Raw genomic sequence first — 16030 nt, 5'->3', positions numbered from 1 at the left:
GTTAAAAATAACCCTTTTTTTCTTATTGTGTGGTACAATGAAAAAGGTGATGAGAATGGTAAAAATAAAGAAAGCAGAATATGTTTTATCCGCAGCATGGAAAAGTCAATGGCCAGAAGAAAGTTTTCCTGAAATGTGTTTGGCGGGACGTAGTAATGTTGGTAAAAGCAGTTTTATTAATGCAATGTTAAATCATAATGGTTTAGCTAAAGTTTCAGGGACTCCAGGAAAGACAAGAACATTAAATTTTTTTAATGTCAATGATGCATTATATTTTGTTGATGTTCCTGGTTATGGTTATGCTAAAGTTAATGATAGTATTACTAAGCAATTTGGTAAGACAATGGATGAATACATAACTTTACGTTCAACTTTAAGAGGATTTATTTTATTAGTTGATTATCGTCATAAACCGACTAAAGATGATGTGCTGATGTATGAATTTGTTAAACATCATGATGTTCCGGTAATGGTCGTGGCAACCAAAGAAGATAAATTAAAAAGAAATGATCTGAAAAAGAATGAAAAAATTATCAAAGATACTTTGGGGTTTCATCCTGAAGATAAATTTGTTCGTTTTTCAAGCTTAAGGAAAAAAGGAATTGAAGAAGCATGGAACTTTATCTATGAGCTATGCGATATTAATTTTAATTAGATTTTAAAAAGTAAAATGATGGTAGATGCAAGAAAGATAGAGCTTTTAAATGTATCTACTTTTATTTTGTTTAAATAATATCAAAGTATCTAGATTCTGGTGGAACAAAGTAGAATGAATTAGTATATTCTATAAAAGGCGGTCTTTTTTCATATTTTTAAGAATCGTGCATATAGTTTGATGGGAGGTATATATGCAAAAGATATATTTTGAAAAATGGATTGATTTAAATCATCAATTGAATGAATTATTATCATTATCAGTAGATGAGTCTATTAATTACAAGATTGAAAGTGTAGGCGTTCGAGCAGTAGGAAGTTTAATTGTTAAAGGAGAGTATAATGGCAATCATAAATTTGATGAAAATATTGAATTAGATGTATTGGCAACATTTGATAAGATTGTTGATCAGCGAGATTTCAATATTAAAGTTGAAGATTTTGATTATTTTATTAAAGATGGAAATATCCAAATTAAGATTGAAGTAGGTATTCATGGGGTGGTAGAAGGAGAAGATCGATATGTACGGGATGAGCATCTTGGGCATGATGAAGCACTTGAAGAAATTGAAAACTTAATCAAGGATACTGAACCAGCTAATGCTTCAATTGAGCAATTAGTTCGAGCTAAACCTGTCGAAGTCCAAGAAACTGGGCCAGTAACTCCAGCTTACGTTGCTCAAGCAAAGCAGCCAGAAAGTAAGCCGATGGCTGCTGAAACTACGACTTCAACAGTAAAAGAGATAAAAGCAGTGGCAAAAGAAATGGATAATCATCCTAAAAACTTAGAAACATCAAAAGTTGCTGTAATGCCGCAGAAATCAGAGTCATCAGTACACGCAGCAAAAGAACCGGCTGTTCATATGACCAAAGAACCAATGGCACATGTTGCTAAAGAAGCTGCTGTAATGGAAGTCAGTAAAAAAGAAACAGCTATGGCTGAGGAGATTAGTGAACAACTTCAAGAAAAGGTTTACCAAAGCAAGTCACGACCAATTTTTCAAGACACTAGCGATAGTGTGGGAACTTATTACTTATATATAGTTAAAGAAAATGATAGTTATAGTGAAGTGGCGACCCGTTATAGTGTGGATGAAGAAATAATCCGCAATTATAACCAAGATAAGGCTCTAGAAGCCGGCAGTGTCTTAATCATTCCATATGTTCCATGAACGAATTAATTAAGGAAGCCTATTCACTAGAAGTTATTGGTTATATTAAAGTAACAAAAAAAGTCTATAAAGTAAAATGTCGTGAAGGATTCTTTTGTTTAAAGTTTGTTGAAGACAATGGATTGACTGTTGTTATTGATCATATAGAGAGCTTGCATTTAAAATGCTTTTTGCCAGTAATCAGAAATTATAAAAAACAAGTTCTAACAAGTTATGAGGATAAAACTTTTTATTTAAGTCCTTGGTTAGCAAGTGATAATGCAATCGTTAAAGAATTAAAATTAAAATTTTATTATGAATGCTTATCATATTTGCATTCAACTTCTTTTTTTAATTATAGTGTTTCAAAGAGTTTTTTTAAACGTCAAATTGAAGATATAGCAAATATTATTCATGAGCGTCAAGCTTATTACAATGAAATTATGAGTAATTTTGAAGTTTTATCGTATCGTAGTCCAACAGGATGGATGTTTGTTTTAAATTATCATCGAATTGAAGGTTGTCTAAAAAAAGCCTTAGAACTTTTGGAATGCTATGAACAATATGTTTGCAATCTAGATACGATAAGATTATGTCTGACATATAATAATTTTAATTATAGTCATGTAATGATGAAAGAAAGTAAATTAATTTCTATTGATCAAATTAAAATCAACTTATGTATTTATGATATTTATAATATGTATCAAAGAATTCCAGAGTTTATCTTTGATTTTGACGTTATTCTTGATAGTTATTTTTGTAAGATAAAGCTCTTAAAAGAAGAGCGGCTTTTATTACAGTGTTTGTTACATGTTGTTCCGATCATTGAATTAGGACATGATGAAATTAATAATATTATCATGATGTCTCGCTTATTATATTATTTGGATTCAATTTCTTCGTTAAATAAAAAGTTAGCGATTGACTAGGACTGATGATTTTGTTAGAATATTTCTAGCAATGATTAGGAGGAGTAGATCCAGAAACTTTTAAGAGAGTCCCTGGCTGGTGGAAGGGGATAAGATAATGGATTGAAGGTAGCCTAGGAGCATGTCTATTGAAAAAAGTAGGTAGACACGTATGACTGCGTTAAGGTCTTGAGGCATAGATAAGCTATGCAAAGTAAGGTGGTACCACGAGCATTCGTCCTTATGACGGTGCTTTTTTATTTTAAGGAGGAAATTATGAGTTATTCAGTGGTTTGGATTTTATTTTTAGGTGGATGTTTATTTTTAATGTATTTTTATAGTGGTAAAATGCGTCAAGTTAAAAAATATCAAAAACAACAGCGGGCTGCATATGAAGAAAACCGGGTTAAGTATAGTCATTTTACAAGCGAAGTGTTTGATCAAACTCCTGATGAAGAGTTAACACATGCTGTTTTATTCCACCTTTTAGCAAAAGAAGATAAATTGTATGAAGGAGAAGAAATTACTGGAACATTGATTGATGTAATGACACCAAGCGAATTACTGATCTACACTATTTATCAAGTAGAACTTTCAATGGAAGGAGGGCGTGGTTCATTGCACTCATTCTTTATTAAGGAACCATATTGCCTTTATCGTCCATATGCCATTAAAGCATTTGAGGCTGTGGATTGCCATGAAATTGCTGAGTTGATGACTGCAGCAGAAAAATTAGCTGTAATGATTGAAAATGAGGAAGAAATTGAATTAGATGAAGATAGTGATTATGGAAAATATAATTTTTCTGATTTTACAAGCTCATTATTGTCAATGTTGAAATCTTCTGGAATTGTTAATAAAGCAGCTAAATTTATTCGTGAAAACAAAAATGATTTTATTGATTTGGAGGTAACAACTGATGAGCAAACAACTGGAACCGAAGTATAATCATCATAAAGTAGAAGAAGGAAAATATCGTCATTGGATCGATAAAAAATATTTTGAAGCTGGTGATACTAGCAAAAAGCCGTATTCAATTGTTATTCCCCCACCTAATGTAACTGGTAAATTACACTTAGGTCATGCTTGGGATACAACTTTACAAGATATGATCATCCGTTATAAAAGAATGCAAGGTTATGATGCTTTGTGGCTGCCGGGAATGGATCATGCGGGTATTGCAACTCAAGCTAAGGTAGAGGCAAGGATGCGTGAAGAAGGTATTTCTCGTTATGATCTTGGTCGTGATGGCTTTTTAGAAAAAGCATGGTCATGGAAGGAAGAATATGCTTCAATTATTCGAGCTCAATGGGAAAAATTAGGTTTATCATTAGATTATTCTAAAGAACGTTTTACTTTAGATGATGGTTTAAGCGAAGCAGTTAAAGAAGTATTTGTTAAATTATATAATGAAGGATTGATTTACCAAGGGAAACGGATCATTAATTGGGACCCAGTTCAAAGAACGGCATTAAGTAACATTGAAGTGATTCATAAAGAAATTGAAGGGGCGATGTATTATTTTAAATATCAAATCGTTGATAGTGATGAACAATTAATTATTGCGACAACACGTCCTGAAACAATGTTTGCCGATCAAGCTATATTTGTGCACCCTGATGATGAACGTTATACTCACCTAGTCGGGAAAAAAGCAATCAATCCAGCTAATGGTGAAGCGTTACCAATCATGGCTGATAGCTATATTGATATGTCATTTGGGACAGCGGTAATGAAATGTACCCCTGCTCATGACCCTAATGACTTTGCGTTAGCAAAAAAATATAACTTAGAAATGCCAATTTGTATGAATGATGACGGAACTATGAATGAACTGGCACATAAATATGCAGGAATGGATCGTTTTGCTTGTCGAGAGGCTTTGGTTGCTGATTTTAAAGCAGCTGGGGTTGTTGACCATATTGAAAAACATATGCATCAGGTGGGGCATTCAGAAAGAAGTAATGCAATCGTTGAACCATATTTATCAAAACAATGGTTTGTTAAAATGGAGCCATTAGCTAAGGCAGCTTTAGAAAATCAGTTAAAGGATTCTAAAGTAAATTTTGTCCCTGAACGTTTTGAAAAAACATTTAATCAGTGGATGGAAAATATTGAAGACTGGTGTATATCTCGTCAATTATGGTGGGGACATCAAGTACCGGCTTGGTATCATAAAGAAACCGGTGAAGTTTATGTTGGGAAAAATCCACCTGCTGATTTAGAAAACTGGAAACAAGACGAAGATGTCCTAGATACATGGTTTTCAAGTGCACTATGGCCATTTTCAACACTTGGATGGCCTAATACCGATAGTGAATTATTTAAGCGTTATTTTCCTACCAATACTTTAGTTACAGGGTATGATATTATTTTCTTCTGGGTGAGCAGAATGATTTTCCAATCATTACACTTCACTGAGGAAAGACCATTCGAACATGTTTTAATTCATGGTTTGATTCGTGATGAACAAGGGAGAAAGATGTCAAAATCGTTAGGCAATGGTGTTGATCCGATGGATGTTATTGATGAATATGGTGCTGATACATTACGCTTCTTCTTAACAACTAATTCGGCACCAGGAATGGATTTGCGTTATATTCCGGAAAAATTAGAAGCATCATGGAACTTTATCAATAAAATTTGGAATAGTGCTCGTTTTGTTTTAATGAATATTGATGATGAAATGAAATTTGAAGAATTATCATTTGATAATCTAAATCTTTGTGATAAATGGATTTTAAATCGTTTAAATGAAGTGATTCGTGAAGTAGATATTAACATGGATAAATTTGAATTTGTTAATGTTGGTAGTGAGTTATATAAATTTATTTGGGATGACTTCTGTTCATGGTATATTGAACTTACAAAAGTACATTTAAATAGTACTAATGATACAGAAAAACAGGCAAGTTTAAATACATTAGTTTATGTTTTAAATGCGATTGTTAAAATGCTGCATCCATTCATGCCATTTGTAACTGAAGAAATCTTCCAGGCAATTCCACATTTAGAAGAATCTATTTGTATTGCTATCTGGCCAGAAGTAAATGATCATTTTACTGATGAAAGTATTAATGACCAATTTACATATTTAATCGATATTGTAAAAGGTATCCGTGAAATCAGAACACAATATACGATTAAAAATGCAATTGAAGTGCCATACGTGATCAATACTAAAAACGATGATCTAGAAGGATTGTTAAATAAATGTTTACCTTACATCAAGAAATTATGTAATGCAGTTTGTTCAGGTTATAATCTTAATGCTGCTGGTGAGGTTGCAAATATTACAATTAAAGGTGGCAATTCATTATTAGTTGAATTAGGGGATTATATTGATAAAGATGCTGAAAAAGAAAAATTAGCTAATCAACTTAAAAAGTTAGAAGGAGAAATTAAACGTTGTCAAAATATGTTGGCAAATGAGAAGTTCACTTCAAAAGCTCCAAAAGAAAAAGTTGAACTAGAAAGAAATAAATTAGCGGATTATCAATCTAAGTATGATGCTGTAAAAGAAAAATTAGAGCAAATGTAAAAAGATGAAGAAATTCATCTTTTTTCTATTTTTAAAAGTAAAAATTATTTTCTTGCAGTAAATAATAATATAAGGTTTAGTGGTGAGTGTGACCTTAAATTCAAAAGAGGAGGCAAGAAAAATGAATGAATTACAGCAATGTATGCAAATGGAAGTAATGGGCGGTGGTGTTACGGGATTTTTCTTTTGTGTTGTAATTGGAACTGCAATTTATAAGATGTTTCGTTCGGGGGCTGGACGCGTATCGATTCCTAAAATTATTTCAATCGAGTGGCGTTAAAATGAAAGAATTATCGATTACATCTCAGCAAAAGATCAATGGTGGCGGAGCGATTGTTTATGTGATTTCTTTAGTAGCTGTAGCTGCTGGTTATAGCGTTGCTAAATTATTAAGAAAACGTTTTTCAATTACACGTTAATTGAGCATATTTATAAACTGCTAACATATACTAGATTTGGAGGTGCAAGATGAAAATAGTAAGACTTGTAGTAGTGTTAGCAGTTGCTTTATCAATTTGTTTTTGTGGAATCTATTTGAAGTTTTTTTCAACGATCAATAGTTATATTAATACTTACATAGTTCAAGTAGGAATATATAAACAAGATGAAAACGCTAATGAAATGATAAAAAAGTTATCAGATTTAGGGAAACCGAATTATAAGTATCAAAAAGATAATAATTTCGTAGTGATAACAGGTGTGTTTTTGGATGAAAAGGAGGCAAAGGACATGGGGAATACAATTAGTGAAAGTGGAATCACATGTGTAATAAAACAAACGAAATTCGAAAGTAGTTTTAAAGAGGTTATTGAAAAACAAGATTATGAAGCAATTATTAAAGAATTAGGATCATGAAATTAAAAAACTATCCATTGGAAGAACGACCGCGCGAAAAAGCCTTCCATCACGGAATTGAAAGCCTAAATAATATTGAATTATTAGCATTAGTCTTAAGAACTGGAAATAAGCAAGAATCAGCGATTGAATTGGCTCAACGTGTTATAAATGAAATTGGGGGTTTTCGTTATTTGCATGATATCAATTATTATCAGTTGATTCAGATTAAAGGAATCAAACAAGCTAAAGCAATAGAAGTTTTAGCTATTATTGAAATTGCTAAACGTTTGGATAAACAGCCTGTGGCTATGTCAGCTATTAAAGAACCGCGTGATGGTTATGAATTGTTGAAAAATCAATTAATGTTTGAACAGCAGGAAAAAGTGATTGTATTATGTTTAAATTCACGCTTAGAGGTAATTAAAGAAAAAACCGTATTTATTGGTGGGAATAACATATCTATTATTAGTGGGAGAGAGCTGTTTAAAGAAGCATTGATCTGTGGTAGTAATCGTGTGATGGTCGTTCATAATCATCCTTCAGGTAATCCTGAACCATCAATTGAAGATATTGAAGCAACCGAGCGCCTATATAGTATGGCAAAAGAATTAGATATAGATGTAGTTGACCATTTAATTATTGGTCGTAGTAGATTTTATAGTTTTGCTTCAAATAAGATTATTGAAGTTTAAAGATAATTGATTATTTTATATTAATGCCTTATAATGATATGGATGTGAGGTGGTAATTTGAATAATCGTAAAAAACAAAGAAATAAGAGAATAGTTTTAATTATAACGGTAGCAATTGTTGTTTTTTCTACTATATCATTGGTATTTTCAAGAACCCAAGGGGGACTTGAGCGAATGGTCAGCGATTCGATTGCTGCAATAGAGTATTATGTAGTAAAAAAACCAGTTGAATTTGTAAGTAATTTATTTAGTGAATATAATGAGTTAAAAGATGTTTATAAAGAAAATAAGATTTTAAAAGCAAAATTATCATCTTATGCCAGTGTCGAAGTTAATACTGATGTTCTTTCAAAAGAGATTGATGAGTTGAAAAAGATGCTAAATATTGAATATTTGCCAACTGATTATAATGTTAAGACAACATCATTTGTTCGTGAAAGTGATGATTGGAATAACGAAATTACAATTGATTTAGGAAGTTTGGCTGGAGTTAGCAAAGATATGGTCGTAATTTCTTCAAAAGGAATGATTGGTAAGGTTACTTCGGTTACAGAAGTGACGGCGCGAGTTCAGTTATTAACAGCAGAGAATCCTACTTCTGCATTACCGATTCAAGTTATTAATGGTGATCAAAATGTTTATGGACTTTTAAATCGTTATGACATTGAGTCAAAATGTTTTGAAATTACTCTATTTAGTGATGTTGAAAAATTTGAAGATAATGCCAAAGTAATAACTTCTGGCTTAGGTGGGAAAGCGCCTAAAGGAATTTATATTGGAACTGTAGAAAGTTCTATTGTTTCTGAAGATGGAACATCAAAAACAATTAGAGTTAAGCCGGCAGCAGATTTTAATGATCTGTCATATGTTGCGGTAGTGTTTAGGAGCGATAGTAATGAATAAGCAATTATATCGTTATTATCTAGTGATGGCATTAAGTTTTGTTGTTGATAGCATTATTAGTTATTATTTACCGTATAATTTTGATAAATTAGGAATAACAATTGTTCCTTGTGTTAGTTTGATGATGTTCACATTGCTGAATAATACAATTGGTGATGAACACCGATACATATTTGCAACTGTGACTGGACTTTATTATGCGATTGTCTACGCAAATAGTTTACTGATTTATGTGTTGCTTTATTGTGTTTATGCTTTTTTTGGAAAGAAATATACTAAATTAGCAACTTATACCCTTTTAGAGATGTTTATCGCCGTAATTGTGACAATAATCGCCCAAGAAGTTGTGATATATTGGTTAGTGTGGATAACAAATGTTACGCAGCTATCAATCGTAGCTTTCTTGACAAATCGTCTTTTACCGACGTTAGGAGCTAATTTATTATTGATTGCACCAGTATATTTTATCCACAAGAAATTAGGATTCGAGGGTAAAGTCAATGCATATCAAAGTAAAAGGAGTTAATAATCATCTAGTTTTTGTTTTAGATGATAATCAAGATTTTAATAGTTTAATGAATGAATTGGAAAGTCTCTTGGAATCACCATTGCTTAAAAGTGATGGCTATTATCCGAGGGCTTTTTTTGATTTTAAAAGTCGAATTTTAAGTATTCATGAATTATTAAGATTATTGGATTTATTATTTAGTAAGCAGGTATTATTGTTTGATGGAATCAATATGGCCAAAGTAGAGAAGAAAAATAAGATTAAAGTAATCAACAAAACTGTTCATGCTGGAGAAATTTTAGAATTGGATCAAGATGCTTTGATTATTGGTCAAGTTAATCCCGGAGCTATTGTTAGATTTAAAGGAAAGTTGTATGTAATGGGGCGCGTCAGTGGATTGGTTGAGGGATTAAATGCTCGAGCAAAAATTAGTGGACAATTCTTTAAAAATGCCCATGTTAGAATTAATGGGGTATCTCGACGAAATTATACAAGTTATGAACTTACGATGCTTTATTATAAGGACAACGAAATATTCTTAGATAAGGGGGATATGATATATGTCTAGAGTTATTGTAGTTACTTCCGGAAAAGGTGGGGTAGGTAAAAGTAGTGTTAGCGTTAATCTGGCTAGTGCCTTAGCTTTTTCAAAATTTAAAGTATGTTTAATTGATGGTGATTTTGGATTGAAGAATTTGGATGTGATGATGGGGTTAGAAAATCGTGTAGTTTATGATTTAAATGACGTCGTTGAAGGCCGCTGTACAATTGAACAAGTATTAGTTAAGGATAAGCGTATAGATGGATTGAGCTTATTACCGTCATGTAAATCTTTATCATTTGAAAATCTAGATACAGAAATAATGAATTCATTAATTGAACGATTAAATAAAGATTATGATTTTATTATTGTGGACAGTCCAGCTGGAGTCGAAAAAGGTTTTCAATATTCTGCTTCATTAGCTAATGAAGCAATTGTTGTTGTCAATTTAGATGTATCATCATTACGTGATGCCGATCGCGTTGTTGGTTTATTGATGAAAAAGGGAATTAATACTATTAATATGATCATTAATAAAGTTAATGTTGATGATATTGAAGGAGCTCGCTCATTAACGGTGGAAGATGCTCAAGAGATTTTATCATTACCGCTGCTAGGGATTGTTTACGATAGCCATGATATGATTGAAGCTAATAATCGTGGTGTGCCGATTTTCTTAAATAATCAACATTTATTACATAGCTGTTTTGTTAATATTTCAAAGCGCATACTCGGGCAGCAAGTACCTTATGCTAAATATAAAAAGAAAAGTTTAATTCGTCGATTTTTTTATTCATAATTAACGTCTTTAATATCATCAGATTCATATAATGGAATAGGTGATAGAATGAGTGATCTAGATGATGTAAGAAAAAGAATGCAAAAGCGCCGGGGCACTAATAAAAAGCCATTAAATGATGATAATTTTAAGCGATTCTATAATTTTATGGTAAAGTTTATGGTCGTAATTTTAGTGGTTTTAGTATCAATGTCATATATTAAAATCAATCCGGATTCTAATATTAAGAAAATGATTTTGAATGATACTAATTATAAAGCGGTAACAAGCTGGATATCTGATAATTTATTTTCTTTTTTGCCAAGTGATGATGTTAGTGTTTCTAGTGGCGTGGAGTATCAGCATGTTAAAGATGACTATTATAAAAATAATAGTAATGAGGTATTAAGTATTGAAGCTGGGCGCGTAATTGCAACTGGTAATGATGAAAACTTGAGCGGATATGTAGTAATTCTAGGCAAGAATGATGTAGAAATTACTTATAGTAATATTGATAATGTAATGGTGACATTGTATGACGAGGTAGATCAAGGGATGGTTTTAGGCAGTTATCAAGATCAGTTTGTTTTACAGTTTGAACATTTAGGTAAGGAAATTAGTTATGAAGAGTATCAAAGGATGGAGTGATTGGTATATCCATCCTTTTACTTTGATTTATCTAATCGCTGCTTGGTTAAATGACAATTTATTTGCTTATTTGAGTGCTTTGTTTATTGTCTGTACTCATGAATTTGGACACTATTATTTTGCTAAAAAATTTAATTTTGAAATTGAGAAAGTTGAGATTTTCCCTTTTGGAGCTTTTTTGAGTTTAAATGATTATGGGACTCATCATATTATTGAAGAACTGGTAATAGTCATGGCGGGTCTATCTACTCATTTGGGAATGTTTATAGTAATAAAAGTATTTTTTGATAGCGAATATTTATTGGCAGTTAACCAATTAGTATTTGTTTTTAATCTCTTACCGATTTATCCTCTTGATGGATCAAAAATATTATTACTAGTTTTTTCATTATTTAAAGATTATTATCGAGCAGTCAAGTTACAAATTAAAGTTTCAATTTTTTCTTTATCAGTTTTGATTGTATTATATAATCAAATGGGATATATCTTAGTTTATTTTTATTTGCTCTATATAAATTATCAATATATTAAAGAGTTCCGTTATATAATTATCAGATTATATTTGAAAAGGATGCATGATAATCAATATCATCGGCTTAAAATTAATCATGACTACCGTTTTTACCGCCCATATGAAAATTATTATTTGATTGGTGGGAATGGTTATAGTGAAAAAGAAGTACTTCAATATTTAATAAAAAACTTAAAAAGTAATTGACTTTGATGGGTAAAAATAATATAATGCATATGTTGTAGACCTCTAGCTACAACCGCACATAAAAGGTATTAAAGCAATGCTGCCTTGGTTGGCGAGTCTTAGAATATTATAGGAGGTGCGATATGTACGCAATTATTGAAACAGGTGGAAAACAATTAAAAGTTGAAGCCGGAGATACTATCTTTGTAGAAAAATTAGATGTTGAAGCAGGAGAAAAAGTTGTTTTTGATAAAGTATTAGCTGTAGGCGATAAAACAATGAAATTAGGTGCTCCTTATGTAAAAGGTGCTACTGTTGAAGCTACTGTTGAAAAACAAGGTAAAGAAAAGAAAGTTGTTATTTATAAATATAACGCTAAAAAACATTACCACAAAAAACAAGGTCATAGACAACCTTATACAAAATTAGTAATCAATACAATTAATAAAACTGCTAAAAAAGCTGCTGAAGAAACTGCAGAAGCTTAATCAAATGATTAAGGTTTTAGTAAAACAAAATAATAATCAAATTGTTAATCTTAGTATTACAGGTCACGCTGACAGTGGAGAATATGGTAAAGATTTAGTTTGTGCTGGTGTTTCTACTGTTGGTATTGGAGCAATGAATATGCTTGCAAAAAAAGGATTCTTAGCTAAAGGCTTAGGAACGATTGAGATTAATGAAGGATATATAAATGTAGTTGTCAATCATACTGATGAAGTTTGTCAAGTGGTGCTAGAGACACTTGTTGTAACTTTAGAAACGATGGTTGAAAGCTATGGTCGATTTATTAAGATATCTAAAGTGGAGGTGTAACATATGATGTTCAAATTAGATTTACAATTATTCGCTTCTAAAAAAGGGGTAGGGTCAACTAAAAATGGTCGTGATTCTAAATCAAAAAGATTAGGAGCTAAATTATCTGACGGGCAATTTTGTACTGCAGGGTCTATTATTTATAGACAAAGAGGAACTAAAGTTCATCCAGGTACTAATGTAGGAAAAGGTGGAGATGACACTTTATTTGCTACAGTTGATGGAGTTGTAAAATTCGAAAGACTTGGTAGAGATAGAAAACAAGTTTCTGTTTACCCAGCTGCATAATTAAAATCCCTGCAAAGGGATTTTTTCTTGTACTAATAACTGATTATTTGTATCATAATAATAAAGAGATGAAAAGAGGTGGATATATGCAGTTTATTGATAAAGCAAAAATTAGAGTTGAAGCTGGAAAAGGCGGTGACGGGACAGTAGCTTTTAGACGTGAGGCCCATGTACCAAAAGGTGGTCCAGCTGGAGGTGATGGCGGTCGTGGTGGAAGTGTGATTTTTCAAGCGACGACCTCATTATCAACTTTGTTAGATTTGAAATATAATCGATTATATAAGGCACCATCTGGTCAAAATGGGATGGCTAAAAAAATGCATGGTAAAGATGCTATTGATACGGTCATTAAAGTACCGGTTGGAACAATGATTCTTAATGAAGAAACTGGGCAGATCATGGCGGATTTAACCGAAGATAAGCAACGTGTTGTAATTGCTAAAGGTGGCCGTGGTGGTCGCGGAAATGCGCGTTTTGCAACTTCACGGAATCCTGCACCACAAATTTGTGAGCGTGGTGAACCTGGTGAAAATTTCGATCTTATTTGTGAATTGAAATTATTGGCGGATGTGGGATTGGTTGGTTTTCCATCAGTAGGTAAATCAACACTCTTATCAGTTGTTTCACGAGCACGCCCGGAAATTGCAGATTATCATTTTACTACGATCGTTCCTAATTTAGGAGTGGTTCAAGTAAAAGATGGACGTAGTTTTGTTATGGCTGATTTACCAGGATTGATTGAGGGAGCGGCTCAAGGTAAAGGTTTGGGGCATCAATTCTTGCGCCATATTGAACGTTGTCGAGTAATCGTTCATATTGTTGATATGGGAGCAGTCGATGGCCGTGATCCATATGAGGATTATGTTACTATTAATAAAGAACTTGGTGAATATCAATATCGTTTATTAGAACGTCCTCAAATCGTTGTAGCAAATAAAATGGATGAAGATGGGGCTGAAGAAAATTTAGTTCGTTTTAAAAAACAGGTTGGTGAAGATGTTAAGATTTTCCCAATTAGTGCTATTATTCATGATGGTGTAGATCAGGTTTTATATGCGGTTGCTGATGCGTTAGCTACTGCACCAACTTTCACAATGGAAGATGAAGTTGAACATACTGTTCTTTATACAATGGGTGATGAGGAAGATAAACCATTTGAATTACATAATTTAGGTAATGGTAATTGGCAAATTACTGGCAAGAAGATCGAGAGAATGGTGGCAATGACATCGTTAGTAAGTGATGATTCATTAAAACGACTATTGATTAAAATGCGTAATATGGGTGTTGATGATGCACTTAGAAATGCCGGAGCTCAAGATGGTGATAATGTTGCTATCGGTGAGTTTGAATTTGATTTTTATGAGTAACCAGCTAGTAATACTAGTTGGTTTTTTTCTTTTACAATGCTATAATTGTTGAGAATGGTTTGAAACGATTTTGAGATAAAAAACAGTACGATGTGCTGTATAATAGTAAATGTGAAGGAGTAGGGAATGTATAGTTACTTAATTGGTACGGTAGTTGAGATGAATATTGATCATATTGTTGTAGAAAATAGTGGAATTGGTTATTTGATATATGTCAATAATCCATATGAATATACACGAGGTAAAGAAATAAAGATTTTTCTTTACCAACAAGTTAAAGAAGATGCATTATTATTATATGGATTTAAAACAAGTGAAGAAAAAGAAATGTTTTTAAAATTAATTCTGGTCAAAGGGATTGGTTGTAAAACAGCGATAGGAATTTTAGCTACTGGTGATGTAACAAGCATTATAAGTGCAATTGAAACAGGGAATGTAGCATATTTAAAGAAAATTCCTGGAATTGGACCAAAAGCAGCGCAGCAGATTATTTTAGATCTTCAAGGTAAGTTTAAAAATACACCAACAGCAACAACACTGATAAATAATAATGATTTAGACGAGGCGGCTGAAGTATTAATTGCCCTAGGTTATAAAAAATCTGAAGTGGATAAAGCTTTGGCAGTCCTATTAAATGAAAAACTAGATACTAACGGTTATGTAAAAAGAGCTTTAAGTTTATTAGTAAAGTAGGAGGTAGAAAATGACAAGGAATGAGATTCTTGATGCAAATGTTATTGATGATGATAGTAGTTTGCGTCCTTCATCATTCGATGAATATGTTGGTCAAACTAACTTAAAAGAAAATCTAAAAGTTTTTGTTGGGGCAGCTAAACTGCGTGACGAATCACTAGATCATGTGTTATTGTACGGGCCTCCTGGACTAGGAAAGACAACGATGTCAATGATTATTGCTAATGAGATGGGGACAAATATCAAAATTACAACTGGTCCAAGTATTGAAAAAACTGGTGATTTAGTTGCTATTCTAACAGCATTGGAACCGGGTGATGTTTTATTTATTGATGAAATTCATCGTTTAAATAAAGTGGTTGAAGAAATTCTTTATCCAGCTATGGAAGATTTTTGTGTTGATGTAGTGATTGGTAAAGAAGCATCAACACGTTCAGTAAGAATTGATTTACCGCCATTTACTTTAGTTGGAGCAACAACTAGAGCTGGTGATCTGTCAGCACCATTACGAGACCGTTTTGGAATTATTTCTAAACTGGAATATTACGATGAAACGGATTTAAAAACGATTATTGATCGGACCAGTCGTGTCTACTCAATGCCAATGGATGATGACGCTAAATCGGCTTTGGCGATGCGTTCCCGCGGAACACCGCGTATTGCTAATCGATTATTTAGACGGGTTCGAGATTTTGCACAGTTCAACGGTGAAGAAATTATCAGTAAAGAGCGGACGATTGAGGCTTTAGATCGTCTTAAAGTAGATCAATTAGGACTAGATGATGTGGATCATAAATACTTGTTAGGAATCATTCATCGCTTTAAGGGGGGACCGGTAGGTCTGGAATCTCTGGCAGCTTCAATTGGAGAAGAACCACAAACATTAGAAGATGTCTACGAACCTTATCTTCTTCAAATCGGTTTGATAAAGAGAACTCCTCGCGGTCGTGTTGCAACGAGTGAAGCATATAAACATTTAAATATAAATATTGATGAATAAGG

At 32.5% G+C, this 16030-nt stretch carries 21 protein-coding genes and 2 other annotated features; all 21 genes read left to right on the top strand.

The genetic code is table 11. The features are described from left to right. Window positions 1-55 precede the first annotated feature (55 nt). The 21 genes from yihA to ruvB all read left to right on the top strand — a co-directional run bounded on the left by yihA (window position 56) and on the right by ruvB (window position 16028). Window positions 56-655 (top strand): ribosome biogenesis GTP-binding protein YihA/YsxC, encoded by a 600-nt coding sequence (gene yihA, locus KTF99_RS00315; RefSeq protein ID WP_008791481.1) that lies wholly within the window; start codon window positions 56-58, stop codon window positions 653-655. A gap of 193 nt (window positions 656-848) precedes the next feature. Further along, entirely contained in the window at window positions 849-1826 is a 978-nt protein-coding gene (locus KTF99_RS00310; protein WP_029480329.1) for a LysM peptidoglycan-binding domain-containing protein, read from the top strand. Beyond that, on the top strand, window positions 1823-2737 hold the full coding sequence (locus tag KTF99_RS00305; protein WP_003536687.1) for a hypothetical protein: 915 nt from the start codon (window positions 1823-1825) through the stop codon (window positions 2735-2737). Before KTF99_RS00310 ends, KTF99_RS00305 begins: the two co-directional genes overlap by 4 nt. A 22-nt stretch (window positions 2738-2759) precedes the next feature. Continuing rightward, window positions 2760-2962: a binding site (T-box leader), on the top strand. Between the two features lie 30 nt (window positions 2963-2992). Then, complete coding sequence (locus KTF99_RS00300) at window positions 2993-3664, top strand: hypothetical protein (RefSeq protein ID WP_008791483.1); 672 nt, start codon at window positions 2993-2995, stop codon at window positions 3662-3664. Continuing rightward, on the top strand, window positions 3636-6257 hold the full coding sequence (locus KTF99_RS00295) for a valine--tRNA ligase (RefSeq protein WP_003536691.1): 2622 nt from the start codon (window positions 3636-3638) through the stop codon (window positions 6255-6257). Before KTF99_RS00300 ends, KTF99_RS00295 begins: the two co-directional genes overlap by 29 nt. Before the next feature lie 121 nt (window positions 6258-6378). Then, window positions 6379-6537 (top strand): hypothetical protein, encoded by a 159-nt coding sequence (locus KTF99_RS00290; protein ID WP_008791484.1) that lies wholly within the window; start codon window positions 6379-6381, stop codon window positions 6535-6537. Window position 6538: 1 nt separating this feature from the next. Beyond that, window positions 6539-6676, top strand: a complete 138-nt coding sequence (locus tag KTF99_RS00285; protein WP_003536696.1) for a hypothetical protein — start codon at window positions 6539-6541, stop codon at window positions 6674-6676. A 49-nt stretch (window positions 6677-6725) separates the two neighbouring features. Beyond that, entirely contained in the window at window positions 6726-7112 is a 387-nt protein-coding gene (locus KTF99_RS00280; protein WP_003536698.1) for an SPOR domain-containing protein, read from the top strand. After that, complete coding sequence (gene radC / locus KTF99_RS00275) at window positions 7109-7786, top strand: RadC family protein (protein ID WP_003536700.1); 678 nt, start codon at window positions 7109-7111, stop codon at window positions 7784-7786. Before KTF99_RS00280 ends, radC begins: the two co-directional genes overlap by 4 nt. Before the next feature lie 57 nt (window positions 7787-7843). Beyond that, window positions 7844-8689 carry a rod shape-determining protein MreC gene (mreC, locus tag KTF99_RS00270; RefSeq protein WP_003536702.1) on the top strand — a complete coding sequence of 282 codons (846 nt, stop codon included), beginning with the start codon at window positions 7844-7846 and terminating at the stop codon, window positions 8687-8689. Beyond that, entirely contained in the window at window positions 8682-9215 is a 534-nt protein-coding gene (locus KTF99_RS00265; protein WP_003536703.1) for a rod shape-determining protein MreD, read from the top strand. Before mreC ends, KTF99_RS00265 begins: the two co-directional genes overlap by 8 nt. Next, the gene (locus KTF99_RS00260) at window positions 9190-9765 is read left to right on the top strand and encodes a septum site-determining protein MinC (protein ID WP_003536704.1); all 576 of its coding nucleotides are present in this window, start codon (window positions 9190-9192) and stop codon (window positions 9763-9765) included. The genes KTF99_RS00265 and KTF99_RS00260 overlap by 26 nt, the downstream gene beginning before the upstream one ends. After that, window positions 9758-10537, top strand: a complete 780-nt coding sequence (gene minD, locus KTF99_RS00255; RefSeq protein WP_003536705.1) for a septum site-determining protein MinD — start codon at window positions 9758-9760, stop codon at window positions 10535-10537. The genes KTF99_RS00260 and minD overlap by 8 nt, the downstream gene beginning before the upstream one ends. A 48-nt stretch (window positions 10538-10585) precedes the next feature. Beyond that, window positions 10586-11164, top strand: coding sequence for a M23 family metallopeptidase (locus KTF99_RS00250; RefSeq protein WP_003536706.1), 579 nt, complete (start codon window positions 10586-10588; stop codon window positions 11162-11164). Then, on the top strand, window positions 11139-11882 hold the full coding sequence (locus KTF99_RS00245) for a site-2 protease family protein (protein WP_003536707.1): 744 nt from the start codon (window positions 11139-11141) through the stop codon (window positions 11880-11882). Before KTF99_RS00250 ends, KTF99_RS00245 begins: the two co-directional genes overlap by 26 nt. Window positions 11883-11922: 40 nt before the next feature. Next, window positions 11923-11991: a sequence feature (ribosomal protein L21 leader region), on the top strand. A 13-nt stretch (window positions 11992-12004) separates the two neighbouring features. Further along, window positions 12005-12349 (top strand): 50S ribosomal protein L21, encoded by a 345-nt coding sequence (gene rplU / locus KTF99_RS00240; protein WP_003536708.1) that lies wholly within the window; start codon window positions 12005-12007, stop codon window positions 12347-12349. Between the two features lie 4 nt (window positions 12350-12353). Next, window positions 12354-12677 carry a ribosomal-processing cysteine protease Prp gene (locus tag KTF99_RS00235; RefSeq protein ID WP_003536709.1) on the top strand — a complete coding sequence of 108 codons (324 nt, stop codon included), beginning with the start codon at window positions 12354-12356 and terminating at the stop codon, window positions 12675-12677. A gap of 3 nt (window positions 12678-12680) precedes the next feature. Beyond that, the gene (rpmA, locus tag KTF99_RS00230) at window positions 12681-12965 is read left to right on the top strand and encodes a 50S ribosomal protein L27 (protein ID WP_008791486.1); all 285 of its coding nucleotides are present in this window, start codon (window positions 12681-12683) and stop codon (window positions 12963-12965) included. Window positions 12966-13051: 86 nt separating this feature from the next. Then, window positions 13052-14335, top strand: coding sequence for a GTPase ObgE (gene obgE / locus KTF99_RS00225; protein WP_008791487.1), 1284 nt, complete (start codon window positions 13052-13054; stop codon window positions 14333-14335). A gap of 126 nt (window positions 14336-14461) precedes the next feature. Then, a complete protein-coding gene (gene ruvA / locus KTF99_RS00220; protein WP_003536713.1) occupies window positions 14462-15028 on the top strand; it encodes a Holliday junction branch migration protein RuvA in 567 nt (188 codons plus the stop codon). 10 nt (window positions 15029-15038) lie between these two features. Beyond that, a complete protein-coding gene (gene ruvB / locus KTF99_RS00215; protein ID WP_003536715.1) occupies window positions 15039-16028 on the top strand; it encodes a Holliday junction branch migration DNA helicase RuvB in 990 nt (329 codons plus the stop codon). Window positions 16029-16030 lie beyond the last annotated feature (2 nt).

This window comes from Erysipelatoclostridium sp. MSK.7.34, assembly GCF_019041935.1.
Taxonomy (GTDB): domain Bacteria; phylum Bacillota_I; class Bacilli_A; order Erysipelotrichales; family Coprobacillaceae; genus Thomasclavelia; species Thomasclavelia ramosa.
This window is presented reverse-complemented; position numbering and strand designations above follow the sequence as displayed.

Bases quoted from the DNA above. Each gene is read 5' to 3' on its own strand.
- yihA (WP_008791481.1), top strand. From the start codon at position 56: ATGGTAAAAATAAAGAAAGCAGAATATGTTTTATCCGCAGCATGGAAA.
- KTF99_RS00310 (WP_029480329.1), top strand. From the start codon at position 849: ATGCAAAAGATATATTTTGAAAAATGGATTGATTTAAATCATCAATTG.
- KTF99_RS00305 (WP_003536687.1), top strand. From the start codon at position 1,823: ATGAACGAATTAATTAAGGAAGCCTATTCACTAGAAGTTATTGGTTAT.
- KTF99_RS00300 (WP_008791483.1), top strand. From the start codon at position 2,993: ATGAGTTATTCAGTGGTTTGGATTTTATTTTTAGGTGGATGTTTATTT.
- KTF99_RS00295 (WP_003536691.1), top strand. From the start codon at position 3,636: ATGAGCAAACAACTGGAACCGAAGTATAATCATCATAAAGTAGAAGAA.
- KTF99_RS00290 (WP_008791484.1), top strand. From the start codon at position 6,379: ATGAATGAATTACAGCAATGTATGCAAATGGAAGTAATGGGCGGTGGT.
- KTF99_RS00285 (WP_003536696.1), top strand. From the start codon at position 6,539: ATGAAAGAATTATCGATTACATCTCAGCAAAAGATCAATGGTGGCGGA.
- KTF99_RS00280 (WP_003536698.1), top strand. From the start codon at position 6,726: ATGAAAATAGTAAGACTTGTAGTAGTGTTAGCAGTTGCTTTATCAATT.
- radC (WP_003536700.1), top strand. From the start codon at position 7,109: ATGAAATTAAAAAACTATCCATTGGAAGAACGACCGCGCGAAAAAGCC.
- KTF99_RS00265 (WP_003536703.1), top strand. From the start codon at position 8,682: ATGAATAAGCAATTATATCGTTATTATCTAGTGATGGCATTAAGTTTT.
- KTF99_RS00260 (WP_003536704.1), top strand. From the start codon at position 9,190: ATGCATATCAAAGTAAAAGGAGTTAATAATCATCTAGTTTTTGTTTTA.
- minD (WP_003536705.1), top strand. From the start codon at position 9,758: ATGTCTAGAGTTATTGTAGTTACTTCCGGAAAAGGTGGGGTAGGTAAA.
- KTF99_RS00250 (WP_003536706.1), top strand. From the start codon at position 10,586: ATGAGTGATCTAGATGATGTAAGAAAAAGAATGCAAAAGCGCCGGGGC.
- KTF99_RS00245 (WP_003536707.1), top strand. From the start codon at position 11,139: ATGAAGAGTATCAAAGGATGGAGTGATTGGTATATCCATCCTTTTACT.
- rplU (WP_003536708.1), top strand. From the start codon at position 12,005: ATGTACGCAATTATTGAAACAGGTGGAAAACAATTAAAAGTTGAAGCC.
- KTF99_RS00235 (WP_003536709.1), top strand. From the start codon at position 12,354: ATGATTAAGGTTTTAGTAAAACAAAATAATAATCAAATTGTTAATCTT.
- rpmA (WP_008791486.1), top strand. From the start codon at position 12,681: ATGATGTTCAAATTAGATTTACAATTATTCGCTTCTAAAAAAGGGGTA.
- obgE (WP_008791487.1), top strand. From the start codon at position 13,052: ATGCAGTTTATTGATAAAGCAAAAATTAGAGTTGAAGCTGGAAAAGGC.
- ruvA (WP_003536713.1), top strand. From the start codon at position 14,462: ATGTATAGTTACTTAATTGGTACGGTAGTTGAGATGAATATTGATCAT.
- ruvB (WP_003536715.1), top strand. From the start codon at position 15,039: ATGACAAGGAATGAGATTCTTGATGCAAATGTTATTGATGATGATAGT.